At 65.4% G+C, this 20,678-nt stretch carries 19 protein-coding genes; 8 read left to right on the top strand and 11 right to left on the bottom strand.

The features are described from left to right. The first annotated feature begins 41 nt into the window (after nucleotides 1-41). From DV733_RS12790 to DV733_RS12775, 4 genes are all read left to right on the top strand, one after another. Nucleotides 42-551 (top strand): helix-turn-helix domain-containing protein, encoded by a 510-nt coding sequence (locus DV733_RS12790; RefSeq protein WP_049994340.1) that lies wholly within the window; start codon nucleotides 42-44, stop codon nucleotides 549-551. 111 nt (nucleotides 552-662) lie between these two features. Further along, nucleotides 663-1,784, top strand: coding sequence for an acyl-CoA dehydrogenase family protein (locus DV733_RS12785; RefSeq protein WP_049994341.1), 1,122 nt, complete (start codon nucleotides 663-665; stop codon nucleotides 1,782-1,784). Nucleotides 1,785-2,043: 259 nt separating this feature from the next. Beyond that, nucleotides 2,044-2,265 (top strand): hypothetical protein, encoded by a 222-nt coding sequence (locus DV733_RS12780; protein WP_136342348.1) that lies wholly within the window; start codon nucleotides 2,044-2,046, stop codon nucleotides 2,263-2,265. An 88-nt stretch (nucleotides 2,266-2,353) separates the two neighbouring features. Next, on the top strand, nucleotides 2,354-2,896 hold the full coding sequence (locus tag DV733_RS12775) for an HAD family hydrolase (protein ID WP_049994343.1): 543 nt from the start codon (nucleotides 2,354-2,356) through the stop codon (nucleotides 2,894-2,896). Between the two features lie 91 nt (nucleotides 2,897-2,987). Here DV733_RS12775 and DV733_RS12770 read toward each other — a convergent pair whose 3' ends face one another. Then, nucleotides 2,988-3,215, bottom strand: coding sequence for a DUF5822 domain-containing protein (locus tag DV733_RS12770; RefSeq protein ID WP_049994344.1), 228 nt, complete (start codon nucleotides 3,213-3,215; stop codon nucleotides 2,988-2,990). Nucleotides 3,216-3,297: 82 nt separating this feature from the next. Between DV733_RS12770 and panB the strand changes: the two genes are divergently transcribed. Next, on the top strand, nucleotides 3,298-4,107 hold the full coding sequence (panB, locus tag DV733_RS12765; RefSeq protein WP_049994345.1) for a 3-methyl-2-oxobutanoate hydroxymethyltransferase: 810 nt from the start codon (nucleotides 3,298-3,300) through the stop codon (nucleotides 4,105-4,107). On the opposite strand, the gene DV733_RS12760 is transcribed toward panB, so the two are convergent. Further along, complete coding sequence (locus DV733_RS12760) at nucleotides 4,101-4,874, bottom strand: alpha/beta fold hydrolase (RefSeq protein WP_049994346.1); 774 nt, start codon at nucleotides 4,872-4,874, stop codon at nucleotides 4,101-4,103. The genes panB and DV733_RS12760 overlap by 7 nt on opposite strands. 139 nt (nucleotides 4,875-5,013) lie before the next feature. Between DV733_RS12760 and DV733_RS12755 the strand changes: the two genes are divergently transcribed. From DV733_RS12755 to DV733_RS12745, 3 genes are all read left to right on the top strand, one after another. Next, a complete protein-coding gene (locus DV733_RS12755; protein ID WP_049994347.1) occupies nucleotides 5,014-5,244 on the top strand; it encodes a DUF7127 family protein in 231 nt (76 codons plus the stop codon). Beyond that, nucleotides 5,241-7,511 (top strand): CDC48 family AAA ATPase, encoded by a 2,271-nt coding sequence (locus DV733_RS12750; RefSeq protein ID WP_049994348.1) that lies wholly within the window; start codon nucleotides 5,241-5,243, stop codon nucleotides 7,509-7,511. Before DV733_RS12755 ends, DV733_RS12750 begins: the two co-directional genes overlap by 4 nt. 705 nt (nucleotides 7,512-8,216) lie before the next feature. Continuing rightward, a complete protein-coding gene (locus DV733_RS12745) occupies nucleotides 8,217-12,116 on the top strand; it encodes a tetratricopeptide repeat protein (protein ID WP_049994349.1) in 3,900 nt (1,299 codons plus the stop codon). Nucleotides 12,117-12,128: 12 nt separating this feature from the next. On the opposite strand, the gene DV733_RS12740 is transcribed toward DV733_RS12745, so the two are convergent. The 9 genes from DV733_RS12740 to DV733_RS12705 all read right to left on the bottom strand — a co-directional run bounded on the left by DV733_RS12740 (nucleotide 12,129) and on the right by DV733_RS12705 (nucleotide 20,597). After that, on the bottom strand, nucleotides 12,129-13,031 hold the full coding sequence (locus DV733_RS12740; RefSeq protein ID WP_079979467.1) for an ABC transporter ATP-binding protein: 903 nt from the start codon (nucleotides 13,029-13,031) through the stop codon (nucleotides 12,129-12,131). Next, nucleotides 13,031-14,203 (bottom strand): FecCD family ABC transporter permease, encoded by a 1,173-nt coding sequence (locus DV733_RS12735; protein WP_079979468.1) that lies wholly within the window; start codon nucleotides 14,201-14,203, stop codon nucleotides 13,031-13,033. Before DV733_RS12735 ends, DV733_RS12740 begins: the two co-directional genes overlap by 1 nt. Nucleotide 14,204: 1 nt before the next feature. Beyond that, the gene (locus DV733_RS17760) at nucleotides 14,205-14,327 is read right to left on the bottom strand and encodes a hypothetical protein (RefSeq protein ID WP_257217568.1); all 123 of its coding nucleotides are present in this window, start codon (nucleotides 14,325-14,327) and stop codon (nucleotides 14,205-14,207) included. Between the two features lie 81 nt (nucleotides 14,328-14,408). Then, on the bottom strand, nucleotides 14,409-15,599 hold the full coding sequence (locus DV733_RS12730) for an ABC transporter substrate-binding protein (protein ID WP_049994351.1): 1,191 nt from the start codon (nucleotides 15,597-15,599) through the stop codon (nucleotides 14,409-14,411). Between the two features lie 3 nt (nucleotides 15,600-15,602). Beyond that, nucleotides 15,603-16,829, bottom strand: coding sequence for an ABC transporter substrate-binding protein (locus DV733_RS12725; protein ID WP_049994352.1), 1,227 nt, complete (start codon nucleotides 16,827-16,829; stop codon nucleotides 15,603-15,605). Nucleotides 16,830-16,894: 65 nt separating this feature from the next. After that, entirely contained in the window at nucleotides 16,895-17,902 is a 1,008-nt protein-coding gene (locus DV733_RS12720) for a HEAT repeat domain-containing protein (protein WP_049994353.1), read from the bottom strand. 76 nt (nucleotides 17,903-17,978) lie between these two features. Then, a complete protein-coding gene (locus tag DV733_RS12715; RefSeq protein WP_049994354.1) occupies nucleotides 17,979-18,911 on the bottom strand; it encodes an FAD-dependent oxidoreductase in 933 nt (310 codons plus the stop codon). After that, nucleotides 18,908-19,423, bottom strand: coding sequence for a DUF7552 domain-containing protein (locus tag DV733_RS12710; protein ID WP_049994355.1), 516 nt, complete (start codon nucleotides 19,421-19,423; stop codon nucleotides 18,908-18,910). Before DV733_RS12710 ends, DV733_RS12715 begins: the two co-directional genes overlap by 4 nt. A gap of 1 nt (nucleotide 19,424) precedes the next feature. After that, the gene (locus DV733_RS12705; RefSeq protein WP_049994356.1) at nucleotides 19,425-20,597 is read right to left on the bottom strand and encodes an ABC transporter substrate-binding protein; all 1,173 of its coding nucleotides are present in this window, start codon (nucleotides 20,595-20,597) and stop codon (nucleotides 19,425-19,427) included. Nucleotides 20,598-20,678: the final 81 nt, after the last annotated feature.

Below are 20,678 nucleotides of genomic sequence, written 5' to 3'. Positions count from 1 at the left end.
GAAGCGGTTGTTTCAAGACAGTCAATACACTACAGCGAACTATGGCAAAATACTCGACCGGTGGCGGGTCCGGAGACACCGGCGGGAGCTGCGAGCTCTGCGGTGCGACCGACTCCTCTCTGGAGACTGTCAACATCGCCGGCGCACAACTCCAGGTGTGTGCGACCTGTGCGAAACACCGCGACGACGCGAAAGGACAGACGGAATCCAGCACCGACAGCGGCGACAGCAACGACGTCAACCGCAAGAAGCGGGCCGCACAGAACGCCGCAAAGATCCACGACGCTCAGCAGGGCGATCCCTCTCACTGGGAGGACGGTGCCGACTACGACGACGACCAGCTCCCGTATCTCGTCTCGGATTACGGCCGCCGGCTGACCGAAGCCCGCCAGGACGCCGGTCTCCAGCGCGAGGAACTGGCCGACGACCTCGGACTCGACGAAGCCGACATCCTCGCCGTCGAACAGGGCCGAGCTACCCAGGCCGGGATCGGCGGCTCTGTCATCACCGCACTCGAGGATCGACTCGATATCCAACTGGCCGAGACCTGACGGCTGTTCTGTTTTTTCTCGAACATCGCCGGCTTACCCGACCGTCGAGCACACAGATCGAGCTCGACGTCGGGGATGGGTTTTTGCGCGCCGAGTGCGTGGTATGCGGGCATGGACCTCACGGCCGAGCAGACGGCGATCCGCGAGACGGTCCGGGAGTTCGCTCGCGAGGAAGTGCGGCCCGTCGCGGCCGAAGCCGACCGCGAGGAGCGCTTCCCCGAGGACGTCTGGGACGCGCTGGCGGAACTGGATCTGACTGGCCTGACAGTTCCCGATCGATACGGCGGCGTCGACGTCGACCGGCGGACCTACGTGCTGGTCAACGAGGCGCTGGCCCACGGCATGCTCGCGCTGGCGACGGCGCTGTCGGTCCACGCGCTCGCAACGTCGTGTATCGCACAGTTCGGAACCGAGACCCAGAGGCAGCGGTGGCTGCCCGAGATGGCCGAAGGCCGGCCGGTCGGCGCGTTCGCCCTCTCTGAACCCGACGCCGGCTCGAACCCCGCCGAGATGTCGACGACCGCGACTCGAGAGGGCGACACGTACGTCCTCGACGGAACCAAGCAGTGGATCACCAACGGCCAGCGAGCGGGCGTCTACGTCGTCTTCGCGAGAACCGACGCCGGAGTCACGCAGTTTCTCGTGCCGGGCGACCCCGAGGGGCTGAGAGCGGGCGAACCCGAGCAGAAGATGGGGCTGCGGGCCAGTGATACGACGAGTCTCGAACTCGACGACGTGGAGATCCCGGTCGAGAATCGACTCACGGAGGAGGGAAGGGGTCTCTCGGCGGCGCTGTCGATTCTCACCGGCGGCCGGATCGGAATCGCTGCCCAGTCGGTCGGGCTCGCACAGGCGGCGCTGGACGAAACCATCGAGTACGTGAACGAGCGCGAGCAGTTCGGCGGGCCGATCGGCGACATCCAGTCGGTCCGCCACACCGTCGCCGAGATGCACGCCCGGACGGAGGGTGCTCGACAGGCGACCTGGAACGCGGCGGAACGCGCCGACGCAGACCACGAAGTCCGTACCGAAGCCAGTGTCGCGAAGTACGTCGCCAGCGAGGCCGCCGTCGACGTGACAGCCGACGCCGTCCAGCTCCACGGCGGGTACGGTTACACGACAGAGTTCCCCGTCGAGCGCTTCTATCGGGACGCGAAGGTGACGACCATCTACGAGGGGACCTCCCAGATCCAGAAGACCGTCATCGCCAGGGAACTGCTTGACGATTGTTGAATAGTTAACACATTATGTAGCAACAAAAATACACTTCTCTTAATGAGCTCTGGAGTGTATATCCATCGGGATCATGGGTGTCCACAACACGCCACACACAGATCGCCGGTGGGATAGAGACGAGAGCGACCCAGACAGTGGGGCAGACACCGCGGTTGCCACTGATGGTGGGTCAGCGGAACGACGGGGGTCGGACCGAGACGCGATCGCCGAAACCGTCGAGGAGCTATTCGAGAACAGGTCAGAGACTCGGCCGACCGTGACGTCGGACGATATCCAGAACGCCCTGGCAGACGACTCCACGCCCGTCGAGGCACGGATCGAGCTTCGCGAAGCGCTTCGGGAAGTGGATCTGGATAACCGAGACGTAGTCGAAGAGGACCTCCGAGCCGTGATGACTGCCCAGAAGATTCTCGAAGAGGACGTTCGCGATCTTCACGGCCGTGTCCGTGAGTTAGAACACACACTAGACCAGCAGTAGGTCCAGGTCCGAGATCGACAGCAGCAGGTCTGTTCCGCGCCAGTGAGACGACCAAAACGTCTTTGGCGCCGCTCTCGTAGAATCGGCCGTGAAGAGTGACTACGACGCCGTCGTCTACGACCTGGACGGGACGTTGGTCGAACTCGACGTCGACTGGGCCGAAGTAGCGCGGAGCGTCGCGGCCGTACTCAGCGCGCGCGGCGTCGATTCCAGTGGGGCTGATCTCTGGGAGATGTTCGAACGGGCGCGCGAAGCGGAGTGTTTCCCCAGCGTGGACGGCCGCGTCGCGGAGTTCGAACGCGAGGGTGCGCGGACGTCGCGCCGACTCCCACTGGCGGCGGAACTGCCACGGTCTGAGCCAGTTGGTGTCGTCTCGCTGAACGCCGAGTCGGCCTGCCGGATCGCGCTCGAAGTGCACGGACTGGACAGCGCCGTCGGGACAGTGATCGGCCGAGACACCGTCGCGGAGATGAAACCCCATCCGTTACCGCTGCAGCGCGCGCTCGAAGATCTCGGCGTCGCCCCCGAGCGAGCGCTGTTCGTCGGGGATTCAGACTCGGACGCCGAAGCCGCACGCCGGGCGGGAATGGATTTTCAGTCGGTCACTGACCGACTCGCGCAGGACCGATAGCGGTTCACTCATAGTGATTACTGTCGGTCTGTTCCACATCGACCGCACGACATCGTGCGGTCGTAGTGGTAAATCGCTACAGTAATCACTATCAGGAGTGACGGCGAGCGTAGAGATAGACCCCGGTCGCGGTGAGCAGCCAGACCACTGCGCCGACGCGGACGGCGAAGGATGCGCGCTGGCCCCAGGAAGAGAGGTCAGCAAAGATGGCCGCGACGGCGACGACGGGCGCGCCGACGAGGATGGTTACGACGAAGGTGACCTGCATGACCCATCCGTAGTCGACGCCATCGGGATCGGTCGTCTCGACGCTGGGCATGGACGAGTCTGCGGTCCCCGCTATCCTGTCGGTTTCGATTCGAGAGCGAGCGTTTATTCCGGTGGCGCGAGCGACATCTCGTATGCGCGCGAAGGACATCAGAGAACGGAAGGAGCGCGACGATCCGGTGACGATGTTGACGGCCTACGACGCCCCGACGGCCGAAATCGTCGATTCCGTCGGTGTCGACATGGTGCTCGTGGGTGATTCGATCGGGAACCTTCGGTTGGGCTACGAGTCGACGCTGCCGGTCACGCTCGAACAGATCGAGAGTGCGACAGCTGCCGTCGCCCGTGCCGTCGACGACGCGATGGTGATCGCGGACATGCCGTTCCTGTCGTTCGGGGCCGACGAGGACGAAGCGGTCGAGAACTGCGGCCGCATGCTCAAGGACGCCGACGCCGACGCCGTCAAACTCGAATCCGGGCCGCACACAGTCGATCTCACCCGACGACTCACCCAGATCGGCGTCCCCGTCCAGGCTCACCTCGGACTGACGCCCCAGCACGAAAACGAGATCGGCCTGTTCCGCCAGGGGACCGACCAGTCCGCCGCCCGCGAGATGATCGATCTGGCGCACAAACACGAGCGAGCGGGCGCGTTCTCGCTCGTCCTCGAACACATCCCCGCAAACGTCGCCGCCCAGGTCACCGAAGCGATCGACATCCCGACGATCGGAATCGGCGCGGGACCGAACTGCGACGGACAGGTCCTGACCGTCGACGAAGTGATCGGACTCACCGAGTCGGTCGCACCGTTCTCGAAGGCCTTCGGCGACGTCCGCGGGGAGATGACCGACGCCATCGAAGGCTACGTCGAGGCCGTCGAGTCCGGGGAATTCCCGGCCGAGGACCACAGCCACCACGAAGACGGAGTCGACGACATCTACTGAGTGTCGTCCGCGAATGCCGCAATCTCGTCGGCCACGACCTGCGGCCGTTCGAGCATCGCCAGATGGGCTGCTCCCTCGACGACCGACAGCCGCCCGTCGGGAACGGTCTCGGCCAGGTACTCGTGATAGGAGACTGGGGTCAATTGATCGTGCTCGCCGACCAGCGCCAGCAGCGGGACCTCGACCTCCGCCAGCCGGTCGCGGACGTCGAAGCGATGACACGTGAGAAAGTCCCGCTCGGTGACTCCCCGGCCAGTCGCTCGCATCTGGGCCTTCGAACGTTCGAGCACCCGGTCTGAGGCGTCGTGGAAGAGCCGATCCGGCCCGTGGAGGGCCTCGATTGCCTGCTCGAAGTCCTCGGCCAGCCACCGACGGAGGTCGTCGTGGACAGCCAGTTTCGCGCCGCTGCCCAGCAAAACGACACCAGCGGGATCGACAGCACCGTCGAGCGCCGCCTGGAGGACCACCGCCCCGCCCAGTGAGTTGCCGACCAGAACATCCGCCTCGACGGCATCGGCGACGGCCGCCACGTCCGCGACGTAGGCCGATAGCGTCTCGGACCCGGGAGTTGTGTCGACATCCGCAGAGTCACCGTGCCCGCTCAGATCGACGGCCGCGAACGGTCGCGGCCCGTCCGGCCCGTACTGGGGTGCCCATAGCCGGTGGGTCGCGCCGCTGCCGTGGACCGCGAGCGTCACTCGACCGTCGACAGGGTCGCCAGCGAGTCGATACGCCGTCGTCCGTCCGTCGTGGCTGACCGCCTCCATACCTTCCCCCTCGGGGGCCACCCAGATGAGTCGTTCCCCGGTGTGAACCGCAATTCATCCAAAAGGTCGAAAATCCCACCCCGTCCCCCCGCACACTGTGGAAAGATTTATATAGAGAGAATGCTAACTCTGAGTTAGTATGACTGAAACGCAACAGTTGGGCGGCGACGTTCCAGTGCGCCAGTACGAGTACGAGGAGAGTCTCGTTCTCGCGGCGGATCTGGGCGTCACCGAGGCCTCGGCCGAGATCGTCGGCGACACCGTGATCGTCGTCGCAGGCGACGAGCAGTACGATCTGACGGTGCCCGAAGGGGAGGACGCACGTGCATTTATCAAAAATGGCGTCCTCACTGTCGAGGTGAGCCGATGAAACTCACTGTCAAACCCCTCAAGCAGAAGGACGCGGGGCGAGGGCTGGCGGCCATCGACCGGGCCGCGATGGACGAGTTGGATCTGGAGAACGGTGATTACATCGTCCTCGAAGGCCGCCAGGGCGGTCGCGCAGTGGCGCGCGTGTGGCCGGGCTACCCCGAGGACACCGGCGAGGGTGTCATCCGAATCGACGGCCGTCTGCGCCAGGAGGCTGACGTCGGGATCGACGACACGATCGGGGTCGAGAAGGCCGACGTCAAGCCCGCGAAGTCGATCACGGTCGCGCTCCCGCAGAACCTCCGGATCCGGGGGAACATCGGCCCGCACGTCCGGAACAAACTGAGCGGGCAGGCCATCACGAAGGGCCAGACCGTGCCGTTCTCGCTCGGGCTGGGCCCGATCTCGAACGTCGGCGGGCAGAAGATCCCGCTGAAGGTCGCCGACACCGATCCCGAGGGCACGGTCGTCGTGACCGACCAGACCGAGATCGAGATCAGCGAGAAGCCCGCCGAGCAGATCGCCGGCGAAGCGCCGGAGGACGACCGGGAGACCCCGAGCGTCACCTACGAGGACATCGGTGGCCTCGACGACGAACTCGAACAGGTCCGGGAGATGATCGAGCTCCCGATGCGCCACCCCGAACTGTTCCAGCAGCTAGGGATCGAGCCGCCCAAGGGCGTCCTCCTGCACGGCCCGCCGGGCACCGGCAAGACGCTGATGGCCCGGGCGGTCGCCAACGAGATCGACGCCTACTTCACGACGATCTCCGGCCCCGAGATCATGTCGAAGTTCTACGGCGAGAGCGAGGAGCAGTTACGGGAGATCTTCGACGAGGCCGAGGAGAACGCACCCGCGATCGTCTTCATCGACGAGATCGACTCGATCGCCCCCAAGCGTGACGACACCTCCGGCGACGTCGAGCGCCGCGTCGTCGCCCAGCTACTGAGCCTGATGGACGGGCTCGACCAACGCGGCGACGTCATCGTCATCGGCGCGACCAACCGCGTCGACGCCATCGACCCCGCGCTCCGCCGCGGTGGCCGCTTCGATCGCGAGATCGAGATCGGCGTCCCGGACAAGAACGGCCGCAAGGAGATTCTGCAGGTCCACACCCGCGGAATGCCCCTCGAAGAGGACATCGACCTCGACCGATACGCCGAGAACACCCACGGCTTCGTCGGGGCTGACCTCGAACAACTCACCAAAGAGTCGGCGATGAACGCCCTCCGGCGCATCCGCCCGGAGATCGACCTCGAAGCCGACTCCATCGACGCCGAAGTCCTCGAAGCCATGTCGGTGACCGAGGGCGACTTCAAAGAGGCGCTGAAGGGAATCGAACCCTCCGCCCTCCGTGAGGTCTTCGTCGAAGTCCCGGACGTCACCTGGGACTCCGTCGGCGGGCTCGAAGGCACCAAAGAGCGCCTCCGTGAGACGATCCAGTGGCCCCTGGAGTATCCCGAGGTGTTCGAGCAGATGGACATGCAGGCCGCCAAAGGCGTGCTGATGTACGGCCCGCCCGGGACCGGGAAGACGCTGCTGGCGAAGGCCGTCGCCAACGAGAGTCAGTCGAACTTCATCTCGATCAAGGGGCCCGAACTTCTGAACAAGTACGTCGGCGAGTCCGAGAAAGGGGTCCGCGAGGTCTTCGAGAAGGCCCGCGCCAACGCCCCGACGATCGTGTTCTTCGACGAGATCGATTCGATCGCCGGCGAACGTGGCCAGGGCACGACCGACTCCGGTGTCGGCGAGCGCGTGGTCTCGCAGCTGCTGACCGAACTCGACGGCCTCGAAAGTCTCGAAGACGTCGTGGTCATCGCGACGACCAACCGCCCGGACCTGATCGACGCGGCGCTACTGCGGCCGGGTCGACTGGATCGCCACGTCCACGTGCCGGTGCCCGACGAGGCCGCACGCCGGAAGATCCTCGAGGTCCACACCCGTAACAAGCCGCTGGCCGACGACGTCGATCTCGACGAACTGGCCGAGGAGACCGACGGCTACGTCGGTGCAGACATCGAAGCACTCGCCCGCGAAGCTGCGATGGCCGCCAGCCGGGAGTTCATCAACAGCGTCGCTCCCGAAGAGGTCGACGACAGCGTCGGGAACGTCCGGATCGGGCGCGAGCACTTCGAGGCCGCGATGGACGAGGTCGGCCCGAGCGTCGACGAGGAGACGCGCGAGCGCTACGAGAAGATCGAAGAGCGCTTCGACCACCGTGAGAGCGAGATCAGCGACGAACAAGAAGTCGGTCGAACGTTCCACTGATCGCGCGCTCTTCGGAGCGACGACTGGTTTTCGAAAAAACTGGGATGACGGTGTTGTCAGAGGCACCATCTCCCCGGAGCCGTCGAACGGGAGCGCCGGGCAAACGCAACCCGGACGACGGCCGTGAGGAACTCCCACTCGTGGATCGTCGGGTCAGCCGAACCTCGCGATCGAGGCCGCGAGGACCACCACCCCACAGTACCGCCCGACGTCCACAAGCACTGTGAGGTTGTGTCGGCAGGCGCCTTATCTCACCGGTTGAGCAACCACCTCACACCGTGAGAAGAGGTATCAGATAGATCGTATGAATGGCGCGTAGGCGACGGGCTGAGGGCCGAACGCAGCAGGGATCAGGGCGGAAATCGGACGGGCGCCGAGCGACCGCGCGGGGACCAGCCGTCCGGCGCGAACGCCGGAGCAGTCGCGAGACGTCCCGTCCGATCTAGGTACCCACGCACTGACCGTGTCCCCCACCCGAGGGAGTCACGCGAGCGTGACGTCGACGCGTCCGTCGGAGACGCGTCCGGCACCACCCCACACGGCGTATCTCGCGGGCAACTATCTCTTGAGGCGGGGACCCCCTTAGATCACCGACTGACTTGCCCCCTCACCGGCTGACGTTTCTCCTCACATTTCAGGTAGGTCTTTGATCGACCGGCGCTGTCGATACTGTTATTGTGGACACCCGCGAGAAAAGAACCATCGATGGAGTACCTCGGGGAGAGAGCAGAGATCGAGACGCTGGGCAAACGTGCCGAGTTCCTCGAACTGCTGGATGGGGAGCCGTTGCACAAACGCGATATGGTCGAACAGCTCGATCACTCCCGGTCGACAGTCGACCGGGCGATCAGTACGCTCGGTGATGCCGGGTTCGTCGACCGGGTGACCCAGGGGTTCGTGACGACCCAGTCCGGCCGACTGGCAGTCACACGCTATCGATCGTTTCTGGCCGAGACGGACGCGATTCTCACGAACAGGGCCGTCCTCGAACCGCTCCCGCCGACGGAGGATCTACCGGCGTCGCTGCTCACCGCCGGGGACGTCCACGAGACACGAGGCAGTTACCGGTTGCTGGAAGCGATCGCCGACGCAATCGAGGACGCAGGTGGCTACCGTGCGATACTACCTCGACTGGTCGATTGCCGACATCTCAGGATGTGCCACGCCAGGGCCGTCCGGGACGACCTCTCGGTGTCGCTCGTGGCTCCGTCCGCGTTGCTGACGCGTCTCAAGACCGAGTTCCCGGCTCTACTCGGCGAACTCGCGGACGTGCCGGCGTTCGACGCAGCCGTTGGCGAGACGCCGCCGTACGGATTGCTCCTCGTCGAGGATTCGTCGGGCGAGCCGAGCGAGGTGCTGGTCGTGACCTACGCGGACGCCGGGATCAGGGGCTTCTGTCGGTCGGCCGACCCGGAGACGCTGGCGTGGGCTCGTGAGCGCTTCGAGAGCGTTCGCTCGTCGGCGACCGATCTGTCGGGCGAACTCGTCGATACCAGCGAGACGGCGACCCTGTCGTCGCTGCTTGGCGACCGTCTCCCGCCACAGCTTCGCACGCAGGGGTTCGTCAGGCTCGACGACCAGTTCGTGAATCGTCGGTCACCGCTGTCGCCGGCGGTCAGCTACCGGGCTGGCCTCGGTCTACCGGAGGTCCTCGACGGACAGTCGATCGATCGATTCGACGACTCGGGCTCGCTGACCGAGCGGGTGATAGACCGGCTACGAACTGAGACGAGCGTGGCCGTCCTCGGGCCGCCCGGCTCCGGCAAGAGTACGCTCTGCAAGCGCGTCGCCACAGAGTGGCTCGAGTCCGACTACGGAAGTGTCTTCTATCGCGAGGCGACCGATCCCGAGCCGTTCGACGCCGTCGGCGCACTCGAACGAGTCATCGAACGCGCACCCGGACCGACGCTGGTCGTCGTCGAGGACGCCGTCCGCCGGGAGGCCAGCCGAATCTTCGAGGTGCTCGAAACTTGCGCCGACCACGAGGACGTCGTCTTCCTGCTGGACGCCCGCGAGTCGGAGTGGCAGGAGCCACTCGTCGCCAGCGTCAGCGCCCGGGTCGAAGCCTTCCGCCGTGACGCCGTCGAAACCGTGACGATGCCCGCTTTCGACGAGCGGGAGTGTCGCCGCCTGATCGACCGACTCACGGAGGCGACCGAAACCGACGTCGAGATCCCAGTCGGAGAACTACTCGACTCCGCGACCAGTCATGCCCCGACTGCACCGGGGGCGATCTATCTGGCCTGTCATCGACTGGCGCGATACGTCGAGCCGCTGTCGGCCTACGAGTCGACACCGACGACCTTAGAAGAGGACGTCGAACGCGTCCACGCGCGGCTCTCCGAGATGGGTGCCGAGGCGCTCGACGTCGGCGTCCTGATCGCCCTGCTCGAAGTCGCCGGCGGACCGATCGAATCCGCTGCCCTCGAATCGCTCGTGGTCGCCGACGTCGTCGAGTCGGACGTTCCGGGACGAGTCCGGGAGGAACTCACTGGCGTCGCGCTGTTCCCGGTCGAGGGCGACGGCGAGCGCTTCCGGGGCCCGCACGTCAGCTGGGCTGCGACGTTTCTGGAACACCACGTCGAGGCGGTCGGCGGGGCGGCCGCCCACGAACGTGTCGGTCGCTCTGTGTCTGCCCTCCTCTCACTGGCGGACGACCCCGACCGACGGGCGGCGCTGGCCCGGCGCTGCGGTGAGGAGACGCCCCTGCTCGAACGGATCGTGCGTGACCCGACGGCCTGGGCCGAAGACACCGTCGACCGAATCTTCGACGTGGGGCGCGCCTACGCCTCGCTGGCCCCGCTGTTCGGCTCCGGCGACGAGACGGCGATCGAGATTCCCGAGGCGTGTACGAAGTGTGCACAGCGCCGCGGGATCGCCGCGCGAGCCGTCATGCGCGAGACGCAGGGCGATCTCTCGGGAGCCGAGCGCGCCTACCAGCGGCTCTGGGAGTTCGGCTCCGGCGACGGAAACGCACAGCGGGCCAGAGCCGAGAGCCGACTCGGGCTGGCCGGCGTCGCCCGGAAGCGTGGCGAGTTCGAAACCGCACGCGAGTACGCGAACGAAGCCCTCGAACTGGCCGCAGATCTGGCGGCGTTCGACCCCGACGTCCGCGCACACCTCGAACTGGCATCGATCGCCGTCGAGGAGGGCGATCTCGACCGAGCAGAAGCAGCGCTCGACGCGGGCGAAGACGTCCTCGACACCGTTTCGGCTCCGCGACTGTCGGCGGCGCTGTGGCGACAACGGGGCGTCGTCGCCCGGGTTCGTTCGGCGTACGACACCGCCGCCGAGGCCTTCCAGCGGAGTCTGGAGCTGTACGACGATGTCGACGACCGCAGGAACGTCGCCGCCGTCCGTGGGAATCTCGGACAGATCGACAACGAGCGGGGGGACCTCTCGGCGGCCCGCGAGCAGTTCCTGCTCGGGCTCGAACCGGCTCGCAACGCCGGCGCGACCGCCGTCGAGGCCGACCTGCTGAAGGACCTCGGCGTGCTCGCGTACCTGCAGGACGACTACGAACAGGCCGAGCGGTATTTCGAGCAGGGCCAGCCGCTGGCCGAGTCACTGGACGATCCGTCGGTCTCCCTGCCGATGCAACTGAACAGCGCACTCCTCGAAGTCGAGCGCGGCGAGTTCGCGGACGCACGCGAGCACGTCAGCGAGGCACTGGCGACCGCACGCGAGACCGGGATGCGCCAGTACGAAGGCGCAACCCACCGGACGCTCGCGCTGCTCGCACAGGAGACAGACGATCCGGCGAGCGCGGTCGAGCACGCCGAGGAGGCGCTGGCGCTCGCGACGGAGATCGGGGACGGACAGCTGGAAATCGACGCCCGGCAGTTCCTCGCCCGAGGACTGTTCCGAATGGGCGAGACGTCGCAGGCACACGAGCAGGCCGAGGCGGCTGTCTCGCTGGCTCGCGAGATCGGCCATCCCCAGAAGACCGGCGAGTCGCTGATCGAACTGGCCCGGATCGAACGCCGCTTGGGCAGCCTCGAACTCGCACGCGAGCACGCCAGCGAGAGCCGTCGCCGCCACGAGGAGACGGGTGCGAGCGGGTCCAATGCAGCTAGTCTCTACCAACTTGCGGTGATCGCAGTGGAAACGTCGGATCTCGAGCGGGCCAGCGAGTGTCTCGAAGGTGCGATCGAACGCCACGCCGAGGATGGTAACGACCGTGAGCACGCACTGGCGCTGGTTTTGCAGGCCCGGATCCGGCGTCGACGTGGGGCGGTCGAGGCCGCCGAAGAGAGCCTCGAGTCGGCGCTATCGATCGCTGACGGTGCGTTCCCGACGGCACGGACACACCGCGAACGAGCGGCGATCGAACGCGAGCGAGGATCGCTGACCGCCGCCGAAGCCGCACTCACGGCCGCCGAATCGTCGCTCCGGACGGAGGCCTTCCCCGTCGAACGGGCACGGATCTCCGTCGAGTGGGGTCGCCTCGCCGCGACACGGGGTGAACGAGAACGTGCCCGCGAGCACTTCGAGGCCGCGATCGATCGCTTCGAGGCCGCGGGCGCGAACCACCGTGCCTCGGCCGTTCGCGACGAGTACGAGCAACTGGAGACGGTCGAACCCTCACAGCTCCGAGAAGACTGAGGAGTGTCGGCGTCAGTCGTGTAGCGGTCGCAACGGCGTGACCCGCGGCCCGCGTTCGGTCACCTCGACCTCGGCCTCGATCTCGAAGACGTCGGCCAGCAACTCCTCGGTAACGACCGCCGAAGGCGAGCCGCGGTCGTAGACTGCGCCGTCGTTCAGCGCGACCACGTGATCCGCGTACCGGGCCGCCTGCTCGATGTCGTGGAGCACGACGACGACCGTGATATCGCTGTCGTCTCGCAACGTCTCGACGATCTCCATCACCTCTAGCTGGTGGTGCAGATCGAGGAACGTCGTCGGTTCGTCCAGCAGGAGGACGTCGGTCTCCTGGGCCAGCACCATCGCGATCCAGACCAGCTGTTTCTGGCCGCCACTGAGACTGCCGACCTGCCGATCCCGAAGGTGCTCGACGCCCGCCATCTCGATGGCCCACTCGATCGCGTCCCGATCCTCGTCGGTCAGCGTCTCGAAGAACCCGCGATGGGGGTAGCGGCCGTGTTCGACCAGTTTCTCGACGGAGAGGCTATCCGGGGAGACGTTCTCCTGAGAGAGCAGGCCGAGCTGGCGGGCCAGTTCTTTCGTCGACAGCGACTCGATGTCCTCGCCGTCGATGAGGACGCGCCCCAAGTCGAGCGAAAGCTGGGTCGCGAGTCCTTTCAGCAGCGTGCTTTTGCCGCTACCGTTCGGGCCGACAAGTGCGGTCACTTCACCGGGTGGGACCTGGATCGACTCCTCGTCGATGACTGGCTCGTCCGAGGTGGAGTAACTGAGGACGAGATCCTCGCCGACGAATTCGCTGGCGTCGCCGGCGGTGTCCGTCGACCCGGCCGTTGCAGCTTCAGCCGCGTCGTCGACTGGTCGTTGCAGCGTCTCTCCGAGTCCGCCGTCAGATCGTGTTGTCTCGTCGTCGGTCATCAGATCTCACCCATCCGTTCCTGTTTGCGCATCAGATACAGGAAGTACGGCCCGCCGAGCAGTCCGGTGACGATCCCCGCCGGGAACTGTCGCATACTGTCACGGACGAACAACATCCCCAGGCGAGCGATGACGTCGGCCGAGACCATCAGCGCGGGGCCGACGAACAGACAGCCGATCATCAGCTTGCGGTAGTCGCTCCCGACGATATTCCGCACCATGTGTGGAACGATCAGGCCGACGAAGCTGACGATGCCGGCGACGGCGATACTCGCAGCCGCCGCCAGCACCGCGACCGACGACAACGCGAAGCGTACCCGCTCGACGCTCATTCCGAGGGATTTGGCGGTGCTCTCGCCGAGCAACAGGACGTTCAACTGTCGAGCGCTGACCAGTGCGAGCCCGACCGAGAGTATCGTCCACGGGAGCGCGATCCTGACTTGCTCCCAGTCAGTCCCGACCAGAGAACCGGTCGTCCACTGAATCGCCGTCTGGACGACCGCAACATTGTCGACCTGCATGAATACTGCCGTCTCGAGACTCTGGAAGATGGTCCCGACGATCACGCCCGCGAGCACGAGCCGCACTGGGGAAGTGCCGTTCTTCCAGGCGATCGCGTAGACGATCAAGAACGCACCGATGCCACCGAGCGCGGCCAGCAACGGCAGCAGCGACTGTAATCCCAGTACCATCCCGACGAGCGGGACGGTGATCGTCACACTGCCGAGGAAGACCAACGTGAGGAGGATCATCAGCCCGGCCCCCGAGGAGACGCCCAGGATGAACGGACTGGCGAGTTCGTTCCGCGTGACGGCCTGAAAGATTGCACCCGAAATCGCCAGGCACATCCCCACGAGGACGGCGACCAAGACGCGAGGCAGCCGGCCAGTCCAGATGATCCGACTCTCGACACCGACCTCGTCGGGTAGATCGCCGCCGAACAGGAACGCGTCCCAGGCCTCCCAGCTGAACAGCACCGTCGGGTTGAACGTCGCCCGCCAGGCCTGCATGAACGTCATGTCGTAGGGCCCGTACCGGACCTGAATCAACAACCCAGCGACAACGATCCCGAGGCTGGCGAGACACAGCGTTGCCAGTCGGCTGTCCATCCAGGAGTGCAAGCCCTCTCGGAGCCTCGATCGGTCGGTCCCCGTCGCTGCTTCGCTTGCCATCTCAGACCGCTCCGTTGCCGGTAGCAGACGCGCGCTGGTGGTCGATCGACTGTCCGCCGCTGTGAGACGCGACTTCGAATACGTCGCCTGTGGCCGCTACCGGCGCCACAGTCTCTTCGTCCATACCTCTTTAGGCTACCCTAAAATCAAAAAGCGTTTCGAACCGTGTGCACCGACAGCCTGCCGAGACAGGTGCCTTCGGACGTCATCCGTCCACACCCTCCGTGATGATCGTAGCGAGACGGTCGCGGTCGAACAGTTCGTTTTCGGGGAACGCCTCGGGGAAGTACCCCTTCGCGTAGCGCTCGATCATGAACAGGTTGTGCAGCGGTCCGCTGTAGATCGGCCCGCCGCGGAAGACGCGGTCGTCCTGCACGGCCGAAAGCTGACTTCCGAGTTCGTGGTCTCGCATGTAGGAGACCACCTCGTCTTCGAACGCCTGGCGCGTCAGGCCCTGGCGGTGATAGCGGATCAGTAGCGAGTCGGGATCGACTTCCAGCAGCGTCTCGTAGTCGATCGTGCCCGAGTTGCTCGTCGAGAGCCCGTCGACGCCAGTCCCGGAGAAGGCGTCGGCGAGGCCCAGCGTCCGGAAGTGTTCCTTGTTGGCGCCGTTGCCCGACAGGCGATAGGGGGTGAACTCCTCGGGTTCTTGGCCGCCGAAGACCAGTGCGGCGTTCGGGTGCTCGTCCGGCGCCGGTAGGCGGGACTGGACCGTCGCGACCAGATCGTCGTGCATCGACTCGATCGCCTCGAACCGAGCGCGTTCCTGAAAGATCTCGGCGACCTTCTCGAAGGCCTCGTACAGCGAGTAGTAGCGGTAGTCGTGCCAGTCGTCTGTCCGTCTGAAGATGACGTTGCCGACGAACGGCGCGACTTGCTCGCTGATCTCCTCGACGTCGTCCTGCTCCCAGACCTGGAACCAGTCGGTGAGTGCGTGGGGGTCGATGAGATGGAGGTCGGCGTCCATCGCGTAGAACGGCTCTTTCGGGACGCCGTCGTTCCACAGCTGCGTGAGCGAGTCGAGATCGATGGAGACGCCGTCGAGTTCCTCGTAGTGGATCGTCTTGTAGCGACCCCGATACCAGATCGACTCGGCCGCGTCGCCGTGGCCCAGTGCAACCATCATGTCGACGTAGTCGGCGGTGAACGGTGCCACGGACTGCGGGACCGAGTCGAACTCGACTGTGCCGGCCGGCTCCATCGTCACCGAATAGGAGTTCGACTCGGTCGTCGTCTCCGTCGGCGAGCCCGGTGCGGAGTCGGTGTCGGTCGGCGTCTCCTCGCCGCCGCTGCTACCACAGCCGGCCAGCAAGCCGCCACCGACCACTGCGCCGCCGAACTTCACGTAGTCTCGTCGCGTCGGTGCGCCTATCGCGTCGGTGTCGTTCTCGTGCATCGTTCAGATCGCTCCGTTGATGATGTCCGCGACTCGCTGGTGGTCGAACAGCTGTTCATCCTCCGAAAAGTCAGGGTACTTATCGTCATCCGTGTAGCCCGGCCACTCCCCGAAGGCCTCGGGGTAGAACTGCTTGGCTGCCGCCTCTGTCTGGAAGAAGTTGACCACGGGACCCTGATATGAGGTGCCGCCACGATAGAGGCGATCGTTCTGGACCGCACTGAGCTGTCCGCCGAGGGGATCCTCACGCATCGCGGCGACCTTGTTCGCGAACTCGTCGGTGCTGACGTGGGTGAAGCCGTACTGGAAGACCATCGCGTCGGGGTCGACTTCCAGCAGCTGTTCGTAGTCCCACTGGGCGTAACTCCCGTCGATGTGCTCGTCGAACGCGCCGCGCATCTCCAGATCGCGGTACTGCTTGTGGTTGTTGCCGTCCTGCACGGGATAGACGTAGAACGAGCCACCCTCGAAGTCCGAATTCACCGACAGCAGTCCGACCGTCGGCCTGTCCTCGGTGGCTGGCAACTGCTCGCTGATAGTCGATTGCATCCCCTCGTGGACAGATCGGAGGGCCTGGAAACGCTCGCGCTCTCTGAACGCGGCGGCGACCTTCTCGAAGGCCTCGTACAGCGAGTAATAGGGGTAGTCGTGCCAGTCGTCGCCGCGCCGGCGGATGTAGTTGCCGAGGAACGGACCGACCTGCTCGCTGATCTCGGCGGTGTCGTCGCCGTCCCAGTTGTCCGCAATGAGTTCGAGCCAGTTGGGATCGACCAGATGCAGGTCGCAGTCCAGCGCGTACAGCGTCTCCGTGTCGACGCCGTTCTCTCCCGTGATGGTCGTGACGCCACTCAGGTCGACCTCGACGCCGGGCAAGGCGTCGTAGAACTCGACCGGCACGTTCTCGGCGTTCCACAGGCCCTGCAGGCCGTCAGCCTGACCCAGCGCGATCCCCATGTCACCGTATGTGCTCAGAAAGGCGAGCCACGTCTCGGGCACCGCGTCGAACTCGACCGTCCCTGTCGGCTCCATCGTCACCGAGTACGGCGTCTCGACGGGCGTCTCGGTACTCGAACCCATCGGTTCGGGGCTCGTCTCGTCGCCCTTAGTCGGCGTCTCTTCGCCACCACCGCTCCCACAGCCAGCCAGCAGGCCACCACTGATTACGGCCCCGCCGTACTTCACGTAGTCTCGTCGGGTCGGTCCCACTCGCGATTGATTCGCGTCGGCCATACTTTTTAGGCCAACCTAACAATATTTGAGTGTTGCGAATTTTTGGTGGGCCTAAATGATGGGGGTCAGTATGGCCCACCGCACCGCGGGCACATCGGCGGCCCGTTCTCGGGGAATTCGAGCCCACAGTGTGGGCATTGCCCGTCGTCGTCCGGAGCGCGGATGTCCGCGACGGCGTCCGCGGTCCCATCGTAAGTCTCGTCGATCGTCGGGACAACTCGGGCGGTACCGGATTCCGAACCGAGCACACCCAGCGCGAACCGCGCGCGCTCTGCCTCGAAGGCCGTCGCCGCGTCGGCCAGCGACTGCAGTTTCTCCCGCAGCGAGCCATCCTCGACCGTGCCGTCCGCCGCCGCGAGCAGGCCCAGCGCTGACGCCGCCCGTCCCCGGATCTGCGAAACCTCATCATCCAGACGCTCGCGAAGGGGATGCTCGGCCGGGCTCAGGGCCTCGGGATGTGCCGTCCCGATCACGACCAGCGCCGTCGTCAGATGATAGCGGACCAGTTCGGGCTCGTCGTCGAGATGGTCGCCGAGGCGGTCGACCTGATGGCGCAGCCGCGAGGGATCGCCCAGCGCGACGTGTTCGAGCGCCTTGGCGAGTTTCTCCCTGGTTTCGGGTTCGTCGAACTCCAGCCCGATTCGAAGGTCGGCCAGGATCTCCGGCGCGGTCACAGCGTCGGGGTACTCGACGGCGACGTATCCCAGCGCCTCGGCAGCCCGCGCCCGGACGTAGTAGAACGCTTCGTCATCAGCCAGGCGGTCGGCGAGCGGCGGGACGACTGGCTTCACGGCTGCAGAATCGGCCTCGGCGATAGCCACCAGCAGCTTCGCTGTCCCGAGACGGACGGATCGCTCCTCGTCGTCGAGAAACTCGGCGATCGCGGGTGCGATTGGCCCCAGAAACGTCGGCCGATCCTCGGCGACTGACTGGAGCGATCTGATGGCAGCTTTTCGATCGTCCGCTGGCTGGCTCTGGAGCGTGGCTACACGCTCGTTCGCTGCTTCCGGAGAGTCGTCTCCGAGCAGGTCGAGGATGTGATCGAAAGGGTCGGTAGCACTCGAGTCACCCATGAAGTATCTGTCAGGTGGTTCTGCCCGGGACCTCATAACGTTCCCCGGTGTCGACTCTGCGCCGATCATTCCGTACTCACTCTCCGTCGGCGACGGGAGCTTCCTCGGCCGTCCGCTCGTCGACATACTCGCGGATCGTCTCTTCGTCCATCGCGTCGAGCAACGCCTCCGCACCGACCACCTCGACCAGCCGTTCGCGCCCACGTGCGGCCCGTTCGTCGACCTCGGATTCCGTGACTCTCGTCTCGAACGCCCGGTCGACGTACGTCTCGCGCAACTCGGCGAGGTGCTCCTCACTCAGCTCCTCGCTGTCGATCTCGGTGTCGAACCACTCCACCCAGCGCTCGCGGTCGGCCCACTCCCCCGCATATTCGGACTCCGGGCGGACCCAGTCGTACTCGGGTGCGACCTCGCCGGAGAGGCCACGCTCGCGTCGTCGATCCTCGATCAACGTCCGAGCGACGTGGGCACCGTTCCCGGCAGCCACGATAGCCTGTGCGCTCCGGGCACCCGCAGGTGAAGCGACGTACAGGCCATCGATCGGCGTCCGGCCGTCCGAATCGGCGTAGTCCGGATCGAACCGCTCTTCGAGGTCGCCGTGGTGTTCGTGCTCTTCGAACATCGACGGCTCGTCGAGTCCCCAAAGGTAGGAGCCGTCGTACCACGCAGCCGCGACTACAACCTCGGCCCCCACCGTCGTCCCTTGCTGGGTCTCGATACGAAAGCTCGCGTCGCCGTCGACCCGCGTGACCGACTCGACCAGTTCCTCGCGGCGCTCGGCGCCCGCCTCGCGGACGTGGGCGGCTATGAGTTTCTGGAAGGTCTCGATTTCGACGCCAGCGGGGAAGCCGAGATAGTTTTCGAGGTAGCCACATCGGTCCAGAGCGGCGTTGCCGCGGTCGAACACAAGGGTGTCGAGGCCGTACCGCGCCGTGAACACCGCCGCCGAAGCCCCGGCGGGGCCGCCCCCGACGATCACGACATCGACGTGCTCGGGATCGTCACTCATGATTCCTCCGTGAGCTTCGATTCGAGTTGTCGAGTGACGAACTCGTCGTCCAGCAGCGAGTCACTACCCCTGAGGTGGACGACGGGGGCGTTCTCGACCCGGAGCCACTCGTCGGTGGCGCCGCCAGAGATCGTCACCGACTGGCTCGTCTCCGGGAGGCCGTTCTCGCGCCGGCCTTTCGTCTGCTTGCGAACGCTCACCTGTTCGACGGCACCCTCGTCGGTCGTGCAGACGACGAGGTCGTACTCGGGCAGCGACGGATCCAGCCGTCGAAGGGCCGACCGATAGGCCCGCGCGGAGAGACACGCCAGTTCGGCCGCCTCGAACGTCTCGAAAGTCACGTCTGTGACGGGAGCAGGCGAGCAGCCGGTATCCTTGCAGGCGACGCCGAAGTCGCCATGATCGACCGCGACAGCCTCGATACGTTCGCGAGCCTGGCGGATCGTCGCGCTCGCGGCGGCCGCCTCTCGGGTCCGGTCGTCGAGGTCCGCGGATCCGTCGCTGGCTGCCATCTCAGAACGCCCCGTTCACCACGTCGACAACGCGCTGACGGTCGAACAGCTCCTCGTCGACATCGTAGAGGTCGCCGCCGAGACGCTCGGTCAGGACCATGTTCGTGATCGGACCCTGATAGAGCCCGCCAGCGCGATAGACGTCGCCGTTCTGGACGGCAGTCAGCGCGCTCGCAAGCGAGTGGTCTTCGAGGAACGAGACGACGGTGTCCTGGAACTCCGCTTCGGTCTTGCCCTCGTAGCCCCGCAGCAGGAGGACCTCCGGATCGACGTCCAGCAGCGTCTCGAGGTCGATCGCGTCACGGCTCCCGTGGAAGTCCTTGATGTCCGTCTCGGCCAGTGCGTCCCGGACGTTCAGATCCCGGAGGTGCTTGAAGCCGGTCCCGCCGCCGATGATGTAGGGGTAGTAGGACTCGGGATTGTCGCCGACGCCCCACAACACCGCACCGGCCGGCGCGTCGCTGGCGTTCGGGACGTGCGGTGCGAGGGTCGCTGTAAAGTCGTCGTGGATATCGACGAAGGCCTCGTAGCGGTCGGTTCGTTTGAACACCTGCGCGAGCTTTTCGAAGCCTTCGTAGAGGGTGTAGTAGCGGTAGTCGTCGTGCCAGGGGTAGTGCTGGGCGTAGATGCAGTTGCCAAACAGCGGGCCGACGTTCTCGGCGATCTCTTCGACGTCGTCCCGGTTCCAGCCCTTGAAACGATTCATGAAAAAGTTCGGATCCATAACGTGGACGTCCGCGTCCAGTTCGTAGAACACCTCGTCGCTGATCCCGCCCTCCTGGTACAGTGACACCATGTCGCTCTTGTCGACGGACAGTCCCGGAACGGCGTCGTAGTACTGGGTATGGTAGCGATTTTTGAGCCAGACACCCTTCGGCGGTTCGAGGCCGAGCGCGATTCCCATGTCCGCCCAGCTACCGTTGTTGGCGACCCACGTTTCGGGGACGCTCTCGAAGGTAACCTCGCCGACCGGGTCGATTGACACCGAGTAAGGCGTCTCGACGCTTTCGGACTCGCCGCTCGCCGTAGTCGTCGTCCTGTCAGTGGTCGTCGTATCGTCGGTCGGCGTTCCGTCGTCCCCACCCGTCTGTCCGCACCCGGCCAGTAGCCCGGCGGTCACTGCTCCAATTCCTCCCGTCACGAACGTTCGTCGTGTCGCCTCGTCTCTCTCCATACTTTTTAGGCCCGCCTAAACGGTAAAAGCCGTTTCGATCTTTAGGCGGGCCAAAAATATCGATCGTTCCTCGAAGAGAGG

The organism is Halapricum salinum (genome assembly GCF_004799665.1).
GTDB classification, from domain to species: Archaea; Halobacteriota; Halobacteria; order Halobacteriales; family Haloarculaceae; genus Halapricum; species Halapricum salinum.
This window is presented reverse-complemented; position numbering and strand designations above follow the sequence as displayed.

Coding starts and splice junctions, on each gene's coding strand:
- DV733_RS12790 (WP_049994340.1), top strand. CDS start 42: ATGGCAAAATACTCGACCGGTGGCGGGTCCGGAGACACCGGCGGGAGC.
- DV733_RS12745 (WP_049994349.1), top strand. CDS start 8,217: ATGGAGTACCTCGGGGAGAGAGCAGAGATCGAGACGCTGGGCAAACGT.
- DV733_RS12735 (WP_079979468.1), bottom strand. CDS start 14,203: ATGGCAAGCGAAGCAGCGACGGGGACCGACCGATCGAGGCTCCGAGAG.
- panB (WP_049994345.1), top strand. CDS start 3,298: ATGCGCGCGAAGGACATCAGAGAACGGAAGGAGCGCGACGATCCGGTG.
- DV733_RS12715 (WP_049994354.1), bottom strand. CDS start 18,911: ATGAGTGACGATCCCGAGCACGTCGATGTCGTGATCGTCGGGGGCGGC.
- DV733_RS12760 (WP_049994346.1), bottom strand. CDS start 4,874: ATGGAGGCGGTCAGCCACGACGGACGGACGACGGCGTATCGACTCGCT.
- DV733_RS12725 (WP_049994352.1), bottom strand. CDS start 16,829: ATGGCCGACGCGAATCAATCGCGAGTGGGACCGACCCGACGAGACTAC.
- DV733_RS12730 (WP_049994351.1), bottom strand. CDS start 15,599: ATGCACGAGAACGACACCGACGCGATAGGCGCACCGACGCGACGAGAC.
- DV733_RS12755 (WP_049994347.1), top strand. CDS start 5,014: ATGACTGAAACGCAACAGTTGGGCGGCGACGTTCCAGTGCGCCAGTAC.
- DV733_RS12770 (WP_049994344.1), bottom strand. CDS start 3,215: ATGCCCAGCGTCGAGACGACCGATCCCGATGGCGTCGACTACGGATGG.
- DV733_RS12750 (WP_049994348.1), top strand. CDS start 5,241: ATGAAACTCACTGTCAAACCCCTCAAGCAGAAGGACGCGGGGCGAGGG.
- DV733_RS12710 (WP_049994355.1), bottom strand. CDS start 19,423: ATGGCAGCCAGCGACGGATCCGCGGACCTCGACGACCGGACCCGAGAG.
- DV733_RS12720 (WP_049994353.1), bottom strand. CDS start 17,902: ATGGGTGACTCGAGTGCTACCGACCCTTTCGATCACATCCTCGACCTG.
- DV733_RS12785 (WP_049994341.1), top strand. CDS start 663: ATGGACCTCACGGCCGAGCAGACGGCGATCCGCGAGACGGTCCGGGAG.
- DV733_RS12705 (WP_049994356.1), bottom strand. CDS start 20,597: ATGGAGAGAGACGAGGCGACACGACGAACGTTCGTGACGGGAGGAATT.
- DV733_RS17760 (WP_257217568.1), bottom strand. CDS start 14,327: ATGGACGAAGAGACTGTGGCGCCGGTAGCGGCCACAGGCGACGTATTC.
- DV733_RS12740 (WP_079979467.1), bottom strand. CDS start 13,031: ATGACCGACGACGAGACAACACGATCTGACGGCGGACTCGGAGAGACG.